Here is a 17368-nt window from a genome sequence, read left to right as displayed (position 1 = left end):
CTAAAATTATTTGATTTTAGCTTCTTTGTATAAAACGTGCTGACGGACAACTGGATCGAACTTTTTCAGTTCCAGTTTTTCCGGCTTAGTACGCTTGTTCTTCGTGGTGGTGTAGAAGTGACCAGTACCAGCAGAAGAAACCAGCTTGATTTTCTCACGAATACCTTTAGCCATGATTTATTTCCTCTTAAGTACTTAGTACTTTTCGCCACGGGCACGCAGTTCGGACAGAACTGTATCAATGCCTTTCTTATCGATTACACGCATACCTTTAGCAGATACGCGCAGGGTGACAAAACGCTTCTCGCTCTCAACCCAAAAACGGTGAGAGTGCAGGTTCGGCAGGAAACGGCGTTTAGTCGCGTTCAGTGCGTGGGAACGGTTGTTACCGGTCACCGGACGCTTGCCAGTAACTTGGCAGACTCGGGACATGTCTATTCTCCAAAAATCAAATTAGCTCGAGCTTCGTATGGGGTATCGGCGCCTCGTCAGGCTTTACAGCCCGGTCATCGCGGTTCTAAGCGAACTCTCGATTGCCAGGCCCAAATGCCAAACCCGAGATTCTCAAAGGTGGCGTAGTATACGCTGACTCGACGATGTGCTCAAGTCCCGAACAGACAAAGATCCCGATGGATCGCGCGAAATGGTCTAAATCCAACCATGTTCAGCAAAAGAAACATACTCTCCACGACCGATAATGAAATGGTCAAGTACACGAATGTCCATGAATTGACAGCATTTAACGATGCGCTCGGTGATCTCTTTGTCAGCTTTACTCGGATTAGCGCAACCCGAGGGGTGATTATGCGCGAGGATCACGGCGGCCGCATTCACTTTTATCGCTTCGCGGACAATTTCTCGCGGATGGACCTCAACATGACTCAATGTCCCGGCAAAAAGACGGCTGTGTGTCAGCACCCGATTTTTGTTATCGAGAAAGATCACCAGGAAGATCTCACGCTCGGCATCAGAAAGCTGGCTTTGCAAAAATTCGCGTGTCATTTCAGGGCTTAATAACAGATTCTCCTCGAGCACGCGCACGCTGTAATAGCGTCGCGCCAGCTCAGCAATCCCTTTAAGCTGTGCATATTTGGCCAGGCCAATGCCTTCAACATGCTTAAATTGCACCAAATCGGCGGAGAGCAAACCGTAGAGTGAGCCAAAATGCTGCAGCAGCTCCTGCGATAAAATAAACACACTCTTCCCGGATGTACCGGTGCGTAAAAACAGCGCCAGCAGCTCGGTATCGGTCAGAGCTTCAACACCGAATTGCAGCAATTTTTCCCGCGGCAAGAGCGGCAAATCACAATCCATATCCCGCCTCCTTTTTTTGCCATGTTGACACAGGAATTCCTGGCGCTCGACGGTCACTTTTCGTTCTTGCGTAACGCCTCGCAAAGTGAGACGCGCACAAAATCACGCCGTTTTTTGGATTGTGATAAAATGCCAGTTCTCTGGTGAAACCCAACAGGAAAGAATCATGATGAGCCTGGCTGGTAAAAAAATCGTTCTGGGTGTGAGCGGCGGTATCGCTGCGTATAAAACGCCAGAACTGGTCCGTCGCTTGCGTGAGCGCGGCGCAGACGTGCGGGTTGCGATAACGGAAGGCGGCAAAGCATTTATCACCCCTTTAAGTCTGCAAGCCGTATCAGGATACCCCGTATCAGACAGCCTGCTCGACCCGGCGGCCGAAGCGGCGATGGGGCACATTGAGCTCGGCAAATGGGCGGACCTGGTTATCCTTGCCCCTGCGACCGCAGATTTAATCGCCCGCGTCGCAGCAGGAATGGCGAACGATCTGGTCTCAACCATTTGCCTGGCCACTCCGGCTCCTGTCGCTGTTGTCCCGGCGATGAACCAGCAGATGTACCGCAATGCGGCGACACAGCACAATCTTGAGCTCCTGGCCTCTCGCGGCCTGCTGATTTGGGGACCCGATAGCGGCAGTCAGGCTTGCGGGGATGTGGGACCAGGGCGCATGCTCGATCCACTTACCCTTGTCGATATGGCGGCAGCGCATTTTAGCCCTGTCAACGATCTGCAACATCTCAACATCATGATTACGGCGGGCCCGACGCGCGAACCGCTCGACCCGGTGCGTTACATTACCAATCACAGCTCCGGCAAGATGGGCTTCGCCATTGCCGCTGCGGCGGCAAAACGCGGGGCAAATGTCACGCTGGTGAGCGGTCCGGTCGCTTTAGCGACGCCACCGTTGGTGCAGCGTATCGATGTTAACACCGCCCTCGAGATGGAAGCCGCTGTCCAGGCACACGCACAGACACAGCAGATTTTCATCGGCTGCGCGGCTGTAGCCGATTACCGCGCAGAATCTATTTCGGATGCGAAAATTAAAAAGCAAGGCGATGAATTAACGATAAAAATGGTGAAAAACCCGGACATCGTCGCAGGTGTTGCAGCACTAAAAATCCATCGTCCCTACGTCGTTGGGTTTGCCGCAGAAACAAATAATGTGGAAGAATACGCCCGGCAAAAACGTACCCGCAAAAATCTCGATTTGATTTGCGCGAACGATGTATCGCTGGCGACACAAGGCTTTAACAGCGACAGCAATGCACTGCACCTTTTCTGGCAGGATGGAGAGAAAATCTTACCGCTTGAGCGCAAGGAACTCCTGGGCCAACACTTACTGGACGAGATCGTTACCCGTTATGATGAAAAAAATCGACGTTAAGATTCTGGACCCGCGCGTTGGTCAGCAATTTCCGCTGCCAACCTATGCCACCACCGGTTCTGCCGGTCTTGACCTGCGTGCCTGTCTCGATGACGCCGTAGAGCTGGCTCCGGGCGCTACCACGTTGCTGCCAACTGGCCTGGCTATTCATATCGCCGACCCGTCTCTGGCTGCGGTGATACTTCCTCGCTCTGGCCTTGGGCACAAGCATGGTATCGTATTGGGCAATCTGGTGGGTCTGATCGACTCCGATTATCAGGGGCAACTGATGGTGTCTGTCTGGAACCGTGGTCAGGATAATTTCACCATTGAGCCGGGCGAGCGTATCGCGCAGATGGTGTTTGTCCCGGTCGTACAGGCCGAATTTAATCTGGTAGAAGATTTTGACGCTACCGACCGTGGCGAAGGCGGCTTCGGCCACTCTGGGCGTAAATAAGCCCAACGAAACGCACCTCACAGCGTAATAATGCAATAACACACCGCAAACGACCGTTTGCGGTCGCTGTGTGGGTGAAGCAGGAAAGGCGCTTATTTTCAGGGGTATTTTGTAACATGGCAGAAAAACAAACCGCGAAAAGGAATCGTCGCGAAGAAATACTTCAATCTCTGGCTCTGATGCTTGAATCCAGCGATGGCAGTCAACGCATCACCACCGCAAAGCTGGCTGCCTCTGTGGGCGTGTCTGAAGCGGCGTTATATCGTCATTTCCCCAGTAAAACGCGGATGTTTGACAGTCTCATTGAGTTTATCGAAGACAGCCTGATCACCCGTATTAACCTGATTTTAAAAGACGAAAAAGACACCACTTCACGTCTGCGGCTGATTGTTCTGTTGATTCTGGGATTTGGTGAACGCAATCCGGGCCTGACCCGCATTTTGACAGGCCACGCGCTGATGTTTGAACAAGACAAACTTCAGGGACGAATCAACCAACTCTTCGAACGTATCGAAGCACAATTGCGCCAGGTTCTGCGCGAAAAGAAAATGCGCGAAGGCGAAGGCTACGTCACCGATGAAACCCTGCTGGCAGGTCAGTTACTCGCCTTCTGTGAAGGGATGCTCTCCCGCTTTGTGCGCAGCGAGTTTAAATATCGCCCAACGGATGATTTTGACATCCGCTGGCCGTTAGTTGCTGCTCAATTGCAGTAATACTCTTGCCGGTTGGCGCTAGCATGTTTAACCGGCCTGCCTGTGCCCGGTGAGCGCTACGCCACCGGGCTATTGACTCAAACGCCAAACTCTTCCCGATAGGCACGCACTGACGCCAGGTGATCCGCCATTTCAGGTTTCTCTTCCAGATACGCAATCAGATCTTTCAGGGTGATGATAGAGGTGACTTTGCAGCCGTAATCACGTTCGACTTCCTGAATCGCAGAAATCTCGCCGCGACCACGCTCCTGACGGTCCAGAGAGATCAGCACCCCAGCCAGCGTCGCGCCATTGGCCTGGATGATCTCCATTGATTCACGAATTGCCGTGCCTGCCGTAATCACATCATCGACCAGCATGACGCGCCCCTGCAGTGCGCTTCCCACCAGATTACCGCCTTCGCCGTGGGTTTTGGCCTCTTTGCGGTTAAAGCAGTAAGGCACGTCACGATCGTGGTGTTCAGCCAATGCCACCGCCGTCGTGGTCGCGATCGGAATACCTTTGTAGGCCGGGCCAAACAGCAGATCGAAATCAATTTCAGAATCCACCAGCGCTTCGGCGTAGAAGCGCCCTAACAGTGCCAGATCACGCCCGGTATTAAACAGCCCGGCGTTGAAGAAATAGGGGCTTTTGCGCCCGGATTTCAGCGTAAACTCGCCAAACTTAAGTACCTGCTTGTTAAGCGCAAACTCAATAAACTGGCGCTGATACGGTTTCATGGATTCGCTCCTCAAATTACTGATCATCATTTTTGGTTTACGCAAAATCATTCACGCATTATCGCGAGGGATGAAGCGTAAAAAAAAGGGCGACAACGTCGCCCTTATATCAATTTTCTAACGCCGCTTTCTGCGCCGTTACAATGGATTCGATTCCCCCTCGGGCCAACGCCAGAAGAGTGAGTAATTCTTCATGGGTGAACGGCTCGCCTTCTGCTGTGCCCTGCACCTCAATAATACGACCGTCCTCCGTCATGACGACGTTCATATCGGTTTCTGCTGCAGAATCTTCCACGTACTCCAGATCGCAGAGCGCTTCACCCTTCACAATCCCAACCGAGACGGCTGCAACCATACCTTTCATCGGGTTAGTTTTGAGTTTGCCGGCAGCAATCAGTTTATTCAACGCATCGGCCAACGCCACGCAAGCACCTGTAATAGAAGCCGTACGCGTGCCGCCATCAGCCTGAATCACATCGCAGTCGAGGGTGATGGTGAATTCGCCCAGAATTTTCAGGTCAACGGCTGCGCGCAGTGCGCGAGCAATCAGACGCTGGATTTCCATCGTGCGACCGCCTTGCTTACCCTTTGCCGCTTCACGGGCATTACGGGTATGGGTTGCACGAGGCAGCATGCCGTATTCGGCGGTGATCCAACCTTGGCCCTGACCTTTCAGAAAACGCGGTACACCTTCTTCAATAGAGGCGGTGCACAAAACTTTGGTATCACCGAATTCAACAAGCACGGAGCCTTCAGCGTGTTTTGTATAGTTACGGGTCAGGGTGACGGGACGCACCTGATTGGCGCTACGACCTGATGGACGCATGATGAAATCTCCGGCTTGAAACGAATGTGGCTGCGCATTATACGGATTAAACACGCTTATTCCTATCCTGACAAAGCCCTGAAAGCTATAATCCCCCCATCTCTCCTCTAAAAACGGGAATATCTATGATTCGCAGTATGACCGCCTACGCCCGGCGTGAAATCAAGGGTAGCTGGGGTAGCGCTACCTGGGAAATGCGCTCGGTAAACCAGCGCTATCTGGAAACTTATTTCCGTATGCCGGAGCAGTTTCGTAGCCTGGAACCGGTCGTTCGCGAACGCATTCGTGCTCGTCTGACGCGTGGCAAAGTAGAATGTAATTTGCGCTTTGAACCCGATGCGAGCGCGCAAGGGGAGCTGATCCTCAATGAAAAACTGGCCAAACAGCTGGTTAATGCCGCGAACTGGGTCAAAATGCAGAGCGACGAAGGTGAAATCAACCCCGTTGATATCTTGCGTTGGCCTGGCGTAATGGCTGCCGGTGAGCAGGATCTGGATGCCATTGCCGCTGAAATCCTTGGTGCGCTGGATGGTGCTCTGGATGATTTCGTCATTGCCCGCGAGACCGAAGGTCAGGCGCTGAAAGCGATGATAGAGCAGCGTCTGGAAGGTGTCAGCGCAGAAGTCCTGAAAGTACGCGCGCATATGCCAGAAGTCCTCCAGTGGCAGCGCGAGCGCCTGCTTGCCCGACTCGAAGATGCAGAAGTTCAGCTGGAAAATACCCGTCTGGAGCAGGAACTGGTCCTGATGGCCCAGCGTGTTGACGTGGCCGAAGAGCTGGATCGTCTGGAAGCGCACGTCAAAGAGACCTACAACATTCTGAAGAAAAAAGAAGCCGTGGGTCGTCGTCTCGATTTCATGATGCAGGAATTCAACCGCGAGTCGAACACGTTGGCATCCAAATCAATCAACGCCGAAGTGACCACATCTGCGATTGAGCTGAAAGTGCTGATTGAACAAATGCGCGAGCAAATTCAGAACATTGAATAAAGGTTAATAGTATATTTACTAATTAATGGTCCCTTCTGGGACCATTTTACTGAATACTATTTAGACCGAAATCGGTTACTTATCTTCGCACCAGAACACAAGAATTTCTTAACTATTTTTGGTACACTCCCCGTCGTAATCATTAGAACTCATCGCATATGTCCGGGAAAGAGAATGGCAAACATCAACTTATCAATTGAGGGAACAAGAGCCCTCACAGTTGACCTCGATTTCCGGCAGGACATCAATCTACTACGCGGTATTGCTATACTGGCTGTCGTTTTTTATCACTTCGTGCCAAGTCTGCTTCCCGGTGGGTTTGTTGGTGTAGATATCTTTTTTGTAATTTCTGGTTTTTTAATGACCAAGATTATCGCGACAGGCCTGGAGCGACAATCATTTAATCTGATTCACTTTTATGCTGCACGCTGTAAAAGAATTATTCCCGCGCTATTAGTTTTGTGCGTAATACTATCTTTAGTAACGTTCTTCTGGCTACCAACAAATGAATATCGAAAGCTGGGTAATTATGTCGGTTATGCGGCATTATTTATTTCAAACTTAAAGCTGAAAAAAGAAGCCGGCGATTATTTCGCAACGGACTCGCACGAAAATTGGTTCTTACATACCTGGTCATTGTCAGTCGAGTGGCAGTTTTATCTCGTACTTCCGTTCATTATGATGGCCTTATACCCGCTAAGAAAGAAAGTCGATCCCGGGATATGCCTTTTACTGCTCGCGGTGTGCTCATTTTTCGTCGGTATGAACAGTCATTCTGTTAATTCCGCCACACGTTTTTACCTCATGCCCTATCGCGCCTGGGAGATGCTTTGCGGTGGCCTTGTCTGGTATGCCGCAAAACGCTATACCCTACCTAAATCGCTGCGTTCGGTTACCGCAATAACAGGCTATATAACCATTATTCTGTCCGTTTGGCTTGTTCGTGCTGAAAATGCTTGGCCAAGTACAATCACGTTGTTCCCTATCGTCGGAACAATGCTAGTGGTTTATAGCAATCACTCTTCAGTAGTCCGCCTGATCGATCAAAACTTTCGCTGGCTTGGGTTAAGTTCCTATTCGATTTATTTATGGCACTGGCCGATTGCAGTGTATTTAATTTATGCGGGTCAACAGCACAGTGGTGTATGGACACTGAGTGCTATAGCACTGTCCTTTGTCGCAGGATGGTTGTCCTGGGTATTAATTGAAAAACCAGCAAAAAATGCGCTTAGCAAACAATCTCCAGGGGCATTTTGGTTAACGTTATTCGTCTGTATAGGGACGGCGTGGTTATTCAGTTACCTAGTGAAAAGCGATATCGTGGTAAATCGGCCCGACCCTCAGGTCAATCTTATTGCAGCGGAAGCAAATAATAAGAACTATGCGGCCGATCCTAAAACCCACTTAAGCCAATATGGCTCCGGGAAGTTGGCAGCCATTATCGTGGGTGACAGCCATGCAGAGGCCACTGCAACGGCCCTTGCCGCAGCAGCCCAAAACCGAGGCTCGGTTATTGGGATCACCTACTCCGGCTGCCCTACACTCGCGAATGCCGAGCAGATTGAGTATAAGCAGTGTGGTAAATTTAACCGTGGGCTGGAAAAACGACTGAAGGAATACCCCAAAGATGTCCCGGTGGTCATCGTCAACCGTTTGACTCATTACGCAGAAAGCCGACTTGTGAAATTCGCGGTGAAAACAGATTCCGAAGACGCTTATATGCAGCTTTATGCGAATTCAATCATCGACATGGCGTGCTCCCTGAATCGTGACCGTCCTGTCTACCTTGTCAATCCAATCCCTGAGATGGATGCCAATGTTCCGCGAACCCTTTCGCATAGCCTGATGACTCGCGGTGATGCGCGTGATATTTCGATATCGTTGTCTTCATACCAACAACGCAACCGCGAGATACTTCAGGCTCAGAATCAGGCAGCAAAACAGTGCGGCGTGAAGGTGCTGGCTCCCACAGCCTACCTTTGCTCAGCAGGACGATGCATGGGAAGTAAAAATCTTGTGCCATGGTACTTCGATGACAACCACCTCAGCGAAACGGGCAATAAAAATCTGGTCCCTATGTTTGAGTCGATGTTTAGCCGTAACACCCATGAATAAAATTAATGATAAAAATCGATATTTTCGCCAGATAACTAGCATTATAAGGATTCATTAATTAGAAAAAGTATCGCTGCACCATTCAGACAAGAAAAACTAAATCGTGAGCAGCGTCATAAAACGCTACCCTGAGTCCCTCATTTCTGGGGGGACTCATGCTGCTACATATTCTTTACCTGATCGGCATCACCGCTGAAGCCATGACCGGCGCTCTCGCAGCAGGGCGCCGACGTATGGATACCTTTGGGGTAATCATTATTGCCACCGCAACGGCTCTTGGCGGAGGTTCTGTCCGCGATATCCTGCTAGGACACTATCCGCTCGGCTGGGTTAAACATCCTGAATATGTCGTTATCGTTGCCGTCGCCGCGGTGCTGACCACAATTGTCGCTCCCGTGATGCCACATCTGCGACGTCTGTTTTTGGTCCTGGATGCTTTAGGGTTGATTGTGTTTTCCATTATCGGTGCGCAAATTGCGCTGGATATGGGCGAGGGGCCTATTATCGCTACCATCGCTGCCGTTGTGACGGGTGTGTTTGGCGGTGTTTTACGCGATATGTTCTGTAAACGCATTCCCCTGGTGTTCCAGAAAGAGCTTTACGCGGGTATTTCGTTCGCTTCCGCCGTCTTGTATATCGCCCTGCAGCATTACGTGTCGAGCCATGATGTCGTCGTTATCGCCACCCTCCTATTCGGTTTTACCGCACGTATGCTGGCGCTGCGCTTAAAATTGGGGCTTCCTGTTTTTCATTACAAACACGATGCGCATTGAGTGCTTTGCAATGGGCAATGAATGGTAAAATCGCTGCATATCTCTATAACAGGTTCGCTCTAAAACCCCAGTATGCCTTGCGTTCGCAACCAGGCTGCCATAGCCGCGATAGCTGGATCGTGAAAAAACTCGACCAGCTTTCGTGCTTTCTCCGGGCCGACACCGGGAAGCAGGCGCCAGCTCACCGCCTCTTTGTCGCGTAATTGCTGCCATGAATGTTCTGTCAGCGCCTTTGCTGCAGCCTGAGGCAGCGGCACACTTAGCGCACCTATCCAACGCATAAAAGGCTGATGACGTACCCGCTCAAAACGATGCCATAGCTGTAATCCCCGCGAAGCATTTAAGCCTGGCGTATTCTGGAGCTGCTCCTGAGTCAGCGACAGCCAGGAGAAAATATGTTCGAAATGATGAACCTGATGTAATAGCCGCCAGCCTGACTCACCCAGTCCTTCGATATCGAGCATCTGCTTCGAACTCAGCCAGACTAAACGGGCAAAAAACTGTTCCAGACATTCTGGCGACGCGTAAAAGCAGGTCAGCGGGCTAAAATGCGAGGACGGTGGCGTCGGTTTCACGCGGTCCACACCCCGCCACACAACCTTATCCAGCCGGGGAATGCCCTGCCCCGCCAGACTTACCAGTACCTGATCGCCAGGCGCGATATCCAGTGTCCGCCAGCGCCCTACGGAACCGAGACTCACTCGCTGTACCCGTTTGTCATCCAGTTGCACAGGTTCAAGAGAGGCGACAACAGAGATCTTGCCCGTTCGCCCAACCGCAAACTGAATGGCTTTAACCTCTGCAAGCTGTGAGATGGGCGAATACTTCCATGCAACCACCCAGTCTCCTGCTCCAGGCTGCCAGTGCTCACCCGCAGGTTCGATTGCGGAACGCACCACAATGCCGTCCGTGGCAAAGGGCAAAACGGATGTCAGCCAATCGGTTTTGTTTTGCTCCACCTCTTCTGCAGTGCGGACTGCGCGCGTATAACGCCCGGTCAGAGAAAACCCCGCTTTCGCCAGTTCAGTGACGCGCTGCGGCATTGAAGAGGGGCCATCGGGCCAGGCCCAGATAAAAACGCCAATATTATCCAGCGCCGGCTTACCATTCTGACGCATCATCATGCCAGCGACTTTAGCGCGCGCATTCATTCCCCCTTTCTGCTGCTGGATATGCCCTTCGCTGCGTAAAAACAGTTCGCCCTGCAAAACACTGTCCGCCAACGCTCCCTGCAGAGTTAACGGAATCGACGGTATTTTTTGCACCTGCGCCGTCCAGTCCTCTCCTTTCATTCCGTCGCCACGACTAATGGCCTGCACTAACTTGCCCTTGCGATAGACCAGCGTCAACGCCACGCCGTCCACTTTCGGCTGCACCCACAGATCGTGGTGCGCTTTCATCCACTGGCGTAACTCATTTATGCCCACAACCTTATGCACACCCGTATGCGCAATAGGGTGTTTCACCGTCCCACTGGCAGGTGGGATGTCATCGGAAGTGGGTTCGTTGTTGAAGCAAAACCGCCAATGTGCGAGCCGCGCACTAAGCTGATCGTAAACCTCATCGCTGACTTCGCTTTTCCCCTCCTGCCAGTACGCCTCACTCCAGCGGGCGATCTGCGCACTCAGTTTTGCCATTTCCTGATCTGCTTTTGCATGCGACCAGGCGGGACAAACCGCCATCACGCAGCCATTCCACAGCATCAACACCAATCCAGCCCATTTCCACATCGCGATATCTCCCTGTTTTGCGAAAGGTATAACCCTGCTGTTTTAACCTGGCTAGCGGCAAAACCACGATTTACGAGCTTGCTTCCGCGTTATGTTCTGATTGCAGCAAACGGCGGGTAAAACCGGAAAACGGTACGCAAAAATCAATAATCCAGTGGAAAAAGTGTGACAAAGACTACGTCACACTGCGCCGACGTGTATAATAAGCCCGTATGTAGGACTTCATCGCTAACACATACAAAAGACTCTCATGGCTCAAGGCACGCTTTATATTGTTTCTGCCCCAAGTGGCGCGGGTAAATCCAGCCTGATTCAGGCACTGTTAAAAACCCAACCGTTGTACGATACGCAAGTTTCGGTTTCTCACACCACGCGTTCCCCGCGTCCGGGTGAAGTGCACGGTGAACACTATTTCTTTGTTAATCATGACGAATTCCGAATGATGATTGGCAGAGATGCGTTTCTTGAACATGCGGAAGTATTCGGTAACTACTACGGTACTTCGCGTGAAACCATTGAGCAGATTCTGGCGACAGGCGTGAATGTGTTTCTGGATATCGACTGGCAGGGCGCGCAGCAAATTCGTAAGAAGATGCCACAGGCGCGGAGTATCTTTATTTTACCGCCGTCGAAAGAAGAGTTGGACCGCCGTCTGCGTGGCCGTGGTCAGGACAGCGAAGAAGTTATCGCAAAACGTATGGCGCAGGCAGTTGCAGAAATGAGCCATTACGCCGAATATGATTACCTTATCGTGAATGATGATTTTGATACCGCATTAGGCGATTTGAAAACTATCATTCGTGCAGAACGTCTGCGTATGAGCCGCCAGAAGCAGCGACATGACGCTTTAATCACCAAACTGTTGGCAGACTGAACCCACATTCAGTATCATGCCCAGTCATTTCTTCATCTGTGGAGCATTTTAAGTATGGCACGCGTAACTGTTCAGGACGCTGTAGAGAAAATTGGTAACCGTTTTGACCTGGTACTGGTCGCCGCGCGTCGCGCTCGTCAGATGCAGTCCGGTGGCAAAGATCCGCTGGTACCGGAAGAAAACGATAAAACCACCGTTATCGCGCTGCGCGAAATCGAAGAAGGTCTGATCAACAACCAGATCCTCGACGTACGTGAGCGCCAGGAGCAGCAAGAGCAGGAAGCCGCAGAACTGCAGGCCGTAACCGCCATTGCTGAAGGTCGTCGTTAATTAAACCTGCGGGTCGCCCTTGTATCTGTTTGAAAGCCTGAATCAGCTGATTCAACACTACCTGCCAGAAGACCAGATTAAGCGTCTTCAGCAGGCGTATCTCGTTGCACGTGACGCTCACGAGGGCCAGACACGTTCAAGCGGTGAACCCTATATCACGCACCCGGTAGCGGTGGCCTGTATTCTGGCCGAGATGAAACTCGACTATGAAACACTGATGGCCGCTCTGCTGCATGACGTGATCGAAGATACCCCCGCCACCTACCAGGATATGGAACAGCTTTTTGGCAAAAGCGTTGCAGAACTGGTGGAAGGGGTCTCTAAGCTTGATAAGCTGAAATTCCGCGACAAGAAAGAGGCGCAAGCCGAAAACTTCCGCAAGATGATTATGGCGATGGTGCAGGATATCCGCGTCATACTCATTAAACTCGCTGACCGCACTCATAATATGCGCACACTGGGCTCACTACGCCCGGACAAACGTCGCCGCATTGCTCGCGAAACCCTCGAAATCTATAGCCCACTGGCGCACCGTTTAGGTATCCACCACATCAAAACCGAGCTGGAAGAGCTGGGCTTTGAAGCGCTGTACCCTAATCGCTATCGGGTGATTAAAGAGGTGGTGAAAGCCGCGCGCGGCAATCGTAAAGAGATGATTCAAAAGATCCTTTCTGAAATCGAAGGACGTTTGCAAGAAGCGGGAATTCCGTGCCGTGTGAGCGGTCGCGAAAAACATCTCTACTCCATTTACTGCAAAATGGTGCTCAAAGAGCAGCGTTTTCACTCGATCATGGACATCTACGCGTTTCGCGTCATCGTTCATGATTCTGATACCTGTTACCGCGTGCTCGGCCAGATGCACAGCCTGTACAAACCCCGTCCGGGGCGTGTCAAAGACTACATTGCCATTCCAAAGGCGAACGGATATCAGTCTTTGCACACCTCGATGATTGGTCCGCACGGCGTACCGGTTGAGGTACAAATCCGTACCGAAGACATGGACCAAATGGCGGAAATGGGTGTTGCGGCGCACTGGGCTTACAAAGAGCACGGCGAGACCAGCACTACCGCGCAAATCCGCGCCCAGCGCTGGATGCAGAGCCTGCTGGAACTGCAACAAAGCGCCGGTAGTTCGTTTGAATTTATCGAGAGCGTCAAATCCGATCTCTTCCCGGATGAGATTTACGTTTTCACACCTGAAGGGCGCATTGTTGAACTGCCCGCGGGTGCAACGCCGGTCGATTTCGCGTATGCCGTGCATACCGACATTGGCCATGCCTGTGTTGGCGCACGAGTTGATCGCCAGCCGTATCCGCTGTCCCAGCCGCTCACCAGCGGCCAGACGGTCGAAATCATTACAGCTCCTGGCGCACGTCCGAATGCGGCGTGGCTGAACTTTGTTGTGAGCTCGAAAGCGCGCGCGAAGATCCGCCAGTTGTTGAAAAACCTCAAGCGTGACGATTCCGTCAGCCTGGGACGTCGCCTGCTTAACCACGCGTTGGGTGGCAGCCGTAAGCTGGCCGAAATTCCGCCGGAGAATATTCAACGTGAGCTTGAGCGCATGAAGCTCGCCGCGCTGGACGATCTGCTGGCAGAAATCGGGCTTGGTAATGCCATGAGCGTTGTGGTCGCCAAGAATCTTCAGCAGGGAGAAGCTTCTGCTGCACAGCCTACGACGCAAGGCCACGGTCACCTGCCGATCAAAGGCGCAGACGGGGTGCTTATCACCTTCGCTAAATGCTGCCGACCCATTCCTGGCGATCCGATCATCGCGCATGTGAGTCCGGGCAAAGGTCTGGTTATCCATCACGAATCCTGTCGTAACATCCGTGGCTACCAAAAAGAGCCTGAGAAGTTCATGGCCGTTGAGTGGGATAAAGAGACTGAGCAGGAATTTATCACCGAAATTAAGGTCGATATGTTCAACCATCAGGGCGCACTGGCGAATCTGACGGCGGCGATTAACACTGCCACCTCTAATATTCAGAGTCTGAACACGGAAGAAAAAGATGGTCGCGTATATAGCGCGTTTATTCGTCTGACCGCCCGCGATCGTGTACATCTGGCCAATATTATGCGCAAAATCCGCGTTATGCCGGACGTCATTAAAGTCACCCGTAACCGAAACTAGCCTTAAACACAGAATCATTATGAACAGCGCTTGCGCTGGCCCCGTCGGGGTGAGGCCCATAAATGGGCCGAATAACGAGTCGAGGCAATTTGAAGGATGCAGTGTTTATGAATTCACAGCGTTATGCGCGTATATGTGAGATGCTCGCCAGACGTCAGCCTGACCTGACGGTCTGTATGGAGCAGGTTCATAAACCTCATAATGTCTCTGCCATCGTTCGCACTGCGGACGCCGTGGGCGTACATGAAGTCCACGCGGTTTGGCCCGGCAACCGGATACGCACCATGGCCTCCAGCGCGGCGGGCAGTAACAGTTGGGTGACGGTCAAAACCCATCCCACGATTGCCGAAGCCGTATCGCATCTGAAAGGCTGCGGTATGCAGATTCTGGCGACCCATCTTTCTGATAAAGCCGTCGATTTTCGCGAGATTGATTATACCCGCCCAACCTGCATTCTGATGGGTCAGGAAAAAACCGGGATCACCCAGGAAGCGCTGGATCTGGCGGATCAAGACATTATTATCCCGATGACGGGCATGGTGCAGTCCTTAAATGTATCTGTTGCCTCCGCGCTGATTTTGTATGAAGCGCAGCGCCAGCGGCAGAATGCGGGGATGTATGAGCGCGAAAACAGCATGCTTCCTGAAGATGAACAGCAGCGTCTGTTGTTCGAGGGGGGTTATCCTGTCCTTGCCCGCGTCGCAAAGCAAAAAAACCTGCCCTATCCCCACGTCAACGCACAAGGTGAAATCGAAGCCGATGCCGCGTGGTGGACAACAATGCAATCATCCCAGGAAACCCGCAATCATCCCGGCGTCACTGCTACGATAAATGAGCACAATCCCGCGCGCTATGTAGCCGGAAGAAATGAAGACCGCCTGAAGGATGAAGAGTAATGAACGGCCGCCTGCTCGATGCCGTTCCGCTGAATACGCTAACGGGCGTTGGCGCGGCGCAAAGCAATAAGCTGGCAAAAATCGGTCTGCACACCGTGCAGGATCTGCTCCTGCATCTCCCTTTGCGATACGAAGATCGCACCCAGCTTTATGCCATCGGCGATCTGCTACCTGGTATCTACGCCACCGTGGAAGGCGAAGTCCTGAACTGTAATATCTCTTTTGGCGGCCGCCGAATGATGACGTGTCAGATCAGTGATGGTTCCGGCATTCTCACCATGCGATTCTTTAACTTCAGCGCGGCGATGAAAAATAGCCTCGCCGCAGGGCGTCGGGTGCTGGCGTATGGCGAAGCCAAACGAGGCAAATACGGCGCGGAGATGATCCACCCGGAATACCGCGTGCAGGGCGATCTCAGTACGCCGGAACTGCAAGAGACACTCACTCCAGTTTATCCCACGACCGAAGGCGTTAAACAGGCAACGCTGCGCAAACTTACCGATCAGGCGCTTGAACTGCTCGATACTTGCGCCATTACCGAGCTGCTGCCGCCCGAGCTGGCACAGGGGATGATGAGCCTGCCGGAAGCTATTCGCACACTGCACCGCCCGCCGCCCTCTTTACAGCTCAGCGATCTAGAAAGCGGCCAGCACCCGGCACAGCGTCGGCTTATTCTTGAAGAGTTGCTGGCACATAACCTAAGCATGCTGGCGCTTCGCGCCGGTGCCCAGCGTTTTCATGCGCAATCCCTTGCTGTAAGCGATGCGTTAAAAAATAAGCTTCTGGCCTCGCTGCCTTTCAAACCGACTGGCGCACAGGCGCGGGTCACCGCAGAGATCGAACGCGATATGGCGCTCGACGTGCCGATGATGCGCCTGGTTCAGGGAGACGTAGGTTCCGGTAAAACGCTGGTTGCCGCGCTGGCTGCATTGCGCGCCATTGCTCACGGTAAACAGGTGGCGCTGATGGCACCGACAGAACTGCTTGCCGAGCAACACGCCAATAACTTCCGTCACTGGTTCGCCCCGCTTGGCATTGAAGTGGGCTGGCTGGCCGGAAAGCAAAAAGGCAAAGCACGTCTTGCGCAACAGGAAGCCATCGCCAGCGGTCAGGTACAGATGATTGTCGGTACCCACGCTATTTTCCAGGAACAGGTGCAGTTTAACGGCCTTGCGCTGGTGATCATCGACGAACAGCACCGCTTTGGCGTGCATCAGCGGCTGGCGCTGTGGGAAAAAGGGCTTCAACAAGGCTTTCACCCTCACCAGCTGATCATGACGGCCACTCCCATCCCACGAACACTGGCGATGACCGCCTATGCCGATCTGGATACATCGACTATCGACGAACTCCCTCCGGGACGAACGCCGGTCACCACGGTGGCTATCCCGGACACGCGCCGCTCAGAGATCATCGAACGAGTACGCCATGCCTGCACTCAGGAAGGCAGACAGGCATATTGGGTTTGCACACTCATTGAAGAGTCCGACCTGCTGGAAGCCCAGGCCGCAGAGGCGACGTGGGAAGAGCTGAAGCTGGCGCTACCCGAGCTGAACGTCGGACTGGTGCATGGCCGTATGAAACCCTCGGAAAAACAATCCGTGATGCAGTCGTTCAAACAGGGCGATTTGCATTTGCTGATCGCCACAACGGTCATCGAAGTGGGTGTGGATGTCCCCAACGCCAGCCTGATGATCATCGAAAACCCGGAGCGTCTGGGTCTTGCGCAACTCCACCAGCTGCGGGGCCGCGTTGGCCGTGGTGCAGTCGCTTCCCACTGCGTGCTGCTGTTCAAATCCCCGCTTTCCAAAACGGCACAAATGCGCCTGCAGGTCCTGCGCGACAGCAATGACGGCTTTGTGATTGCGCAAAAAGATCTTGAGATCCGTGGGCCTGGTGAACTGTTAGGCACTCGCCAGACCGGTAATGCCGAATTCAAAGTCGCCGACTTGCTGCGCGATCAGTCTCTCATCCCGGAAGTTCAAAGGCTTGCACGCTACATTCATGAACGCCATCCTGCCCAGGCCGCCGCATTGATTGAGCGCTGGATGCCGGAAACCGAACGTTATTCCAACGCCTGATAAATCCCGCCAGATACGCTTTTAAATTTTTTAAATGCAATCGTTTGCTTTTACCATTCG

At 52.5% G+C, this 17368-nt stretch carries 17 protein-coding genes; 11 read left to right on the top strand and 6 right to left on the bottom strand.

Features of this window, described 5'->3' with window-relative positions; translation table 11 throughout:
• Positions 1-6: 6 nt before the first annotated feature.
• From rpmG to radC, 3 genes are all read right to left on the bottom strand, one after another.
• Positions 7-174, bottom strand: coding sequence for a 50S ribosomal protein L33 (gene rpmG, locus SOM82_RS00430; RefSeq protein ID WP_003024094.1), 168 nt, complete (start codon positions 172-174; stop codon positions 7-9).
• A 21-nt stretch (positions 175-195) separates the two neighbouring features.
• Positions 196-432 (bottom strand): 50S ribosomal protein L28, encoded by a 237-nt coding sequence (gene rpmB, locus SOM82_RS00425; protein ID WP_002436699.1) that lies wholly within the window; start codon positions 430-432, stop codon positions 196-198.
• A 216-nt stretch (positions 433-648) separates the two neighbouring features.
• Positions 649-1314: a RadC family protein gene (gene radC / locus SOM82_RS00420; RefSeq protein WP_320460658.1), complete on the bottom strand. Its 666-nt coding sequence runs from the start codon at positions 1312-1314 to the stop codon at positions 649-651.
• A 169-nt stretch (positions 1315-1483) separates the two neighbouring features.
• On the opposite strand from radC, the gene coaBC reads away from it, so the two are divergent.
• From coaBC to slmA, 3 genes are all read left to right on the top strand, one after another.
• Complete coding sequence (coaBC, locus tag SOM82_RS00415; RefSeq protein ID WP_320460712.1) at positions 1484-2695, top strand: bifunctional phosphopantothenoylcysteine decarboxylase/phosphopantothenate--cysteine ligase CoaBC; 1212 nt, start codon at positions 1484-1486, stop codon at positions 2693-2695.
• On the top strand, positions 2673-3131 hold the full coding sequence (dut, locus tag SOM82_RS00410) for a dUTP diphosphatase (protein WP_320460657.1): 459 nt from the start codon (positions 2673-2675) through the stop codon (positions 3129-3131). The genes coaBC and dut overlap by 23 nt, the downstream gene beginning before the upstream one ends.
• A 116-nt stretch (positions 3132-3247) precedes the next feature.
• On the top strand, positions 3248-3844 hold the full coding sequence (gene slmA, locus SOM82_RS00405; protein WP_320460656.1) for a nucleoid occlusion factor SlmA: 597 nt from the start codon (positions 3248-3250) through the stop codon (positions 3842-3844).
• A gap of 77 nt (positions 3845-3921) precedes the next feature.
• Here the strand turns inward: slmA and pyrE are convergent, their stop codons facing one another.
• Positions 3922-4563: an orotate phosphoribosyltransferase gene (gene pyrE / locus SOM82_RS00400; protein WP_320460655.1), complete on the bottom strand. Its 642-nt coding sequence runs from the start codon at positions 4561-4563 to the stop codon at positions 3922-3924.
• Positions 4564-4672: 109 nt separating this feature from the next.
• Positions 4673-5389: a ribonuclease PH gene (gene rph, locus SOM82_RS00395; protein WP_320460654.1), complete on the bottom strand. Its 717-nt coding sequence runs from the start codon at positions 5387-5389 to the stop codon at positions 4673-4675.
• A 125-nt stretch (positions 5390-5514) separates the two neighbouring features.
• On the opposite strand from rph, the gene SOM82_RS00390 reads away from it, so the two are divergent.
• The 3 genes from SOM82_RS00390 to SOM82_RS00380 all read left to right on the top strand — a co-directional run bounded on the left by SOM82_RS00390 (position 5515) and on the right by SOM82_RS00380 (position 9266).
• Positions 5515-6378: a YicC/YloC family endoribonuclease gene (locus SOM82_RS00390; protein WP_320460653.1), complete on the top strand. Its 864-nt coding sequence runs from the start codon at positions 5515-5517 to the stop codon at positions 6376-6378.
• 174 nt (positions 6379-6552) lie between these two features.
• Positions 6553-8493, top strand: coding sequence for an acyltransferase family protein (locus SOM82_RS00385; RefSeq protein ID WP_320460652.1), 1941 nt, complete (start codon positions 6553-6555; stop codon positions 8491-8493).
• A gap of 155 nt (positions 8494-8648) precedes the next feature.
• Positions 8649-9266, top strand: coding sequence for a trimeric intracellular cation channel family protein (locus SOM82_RS00380; protein WP_100778207.1), 618 nt, complete (start codon positions 8649-8651; stop codon positions 9264-9266).
• A gap of 59 nt (positions 9267-9325) precedes the next feature.
• On the opposite strand, the gene ligB is transcribed toward SOM82_RS00380, so the two are convergent.
• A complete protein-coding gene (ligB, locus tag SOM82_RS00375; protein ID WP_320460651.1) occupies positions 9326-10996 on the bottom strand; it encodes an NAD-dependent DNA ligase LigB in 1671 nt (556 codons plus the stop codon).
• Positions 10997-11246: 250 nt separating this feature from the next.
• Between ligB and gmk the strand changes: the two genes are divergently transcribed.
• The 5 genes from gmk to recG all read left to right on the top strand — a co-directional run bounded on the left by gmk (position 11247) and on the right by recG (position 17308).
• A complete protein-coding gene (gmk, locus tag SOM82_RS00370) occupies positions 11247-11870 on the top strand; it encodes a guanylate kinase (RefSeq protein WP_154128512.1) in 624 nt (207 codons plus the stop codon).
• Between the two features lie 54 nt (positions 11871-11924).
• Positions 11925-12200 (top strand): DNA-directed RNA polymerase subunit omega, encoded by a 276-nt coding sequence (gene rpoZ / locus SOM82_RS00365; protein WP_032615688.1) that lies wholly within the window; start codon positions 11925-11927, stop codon positions 12198-12200.
• A gap of 19 nt (positions 12201-12219) precedes the next feature.
• The gene (spoT, locus tag SOM82_RS00360) at positions 12220-14331 is read left to right on the top strand and encodes a bifunctional GTP diphosphokinase/guanosine-3',5'-bis pyrophosphate 3'-pyrophosphohydrolase (protein ID WP_154128511.1); all 2112 of its coding nucleotides are present in this window, start codon (positions 12220-12222) and stop codon (positions 14329-14331) included.
• A 107-nt stretch (positions 14332-14438) separates the two neighbouring features.
• Positions 14439-15227: a tRNA (guanosine(18)-2'-O)-methyltransferase TrmH gene (gene trmH / locus SOM82_RS00355; RefSeq protein ID WP_320460650.1), complete on the top strand. Its 789-nt coding sequence runs from the start codon at positions 14439-14441 to the stop codon at positions 15225-15227.
• Positions 15227-17308 (top strand): ATP-dependent DNA helicase RecG, encoded by a 2082-nt coding sequence (gene recG, locus SOM82_RS00350; RefSeq protein WP_320460649.1) that lies wholly within the window; start codon positions 15227-15229, stop codon positions 17306-17308. The genes trmH and recG overlap by 1 nt, the downstream gene beginning before the upstream one ends.
• The last annotated feature ends 60 nt before the right edge of the window (positions 17309-17368 follow it).

It is taken from the genome of Lelliottia sp. CFBP8978 (assembly GCF_034046055.2).
Taxonomy (GTDB): Bacteria; Pseudomonadota; Gammaproteobacteria; order Enterobacterales; family Enterobacteriaceae; genus Enterobacter.
This window is presented reverse-complemented; position numbering and strand designations above follow the sequence as displayed.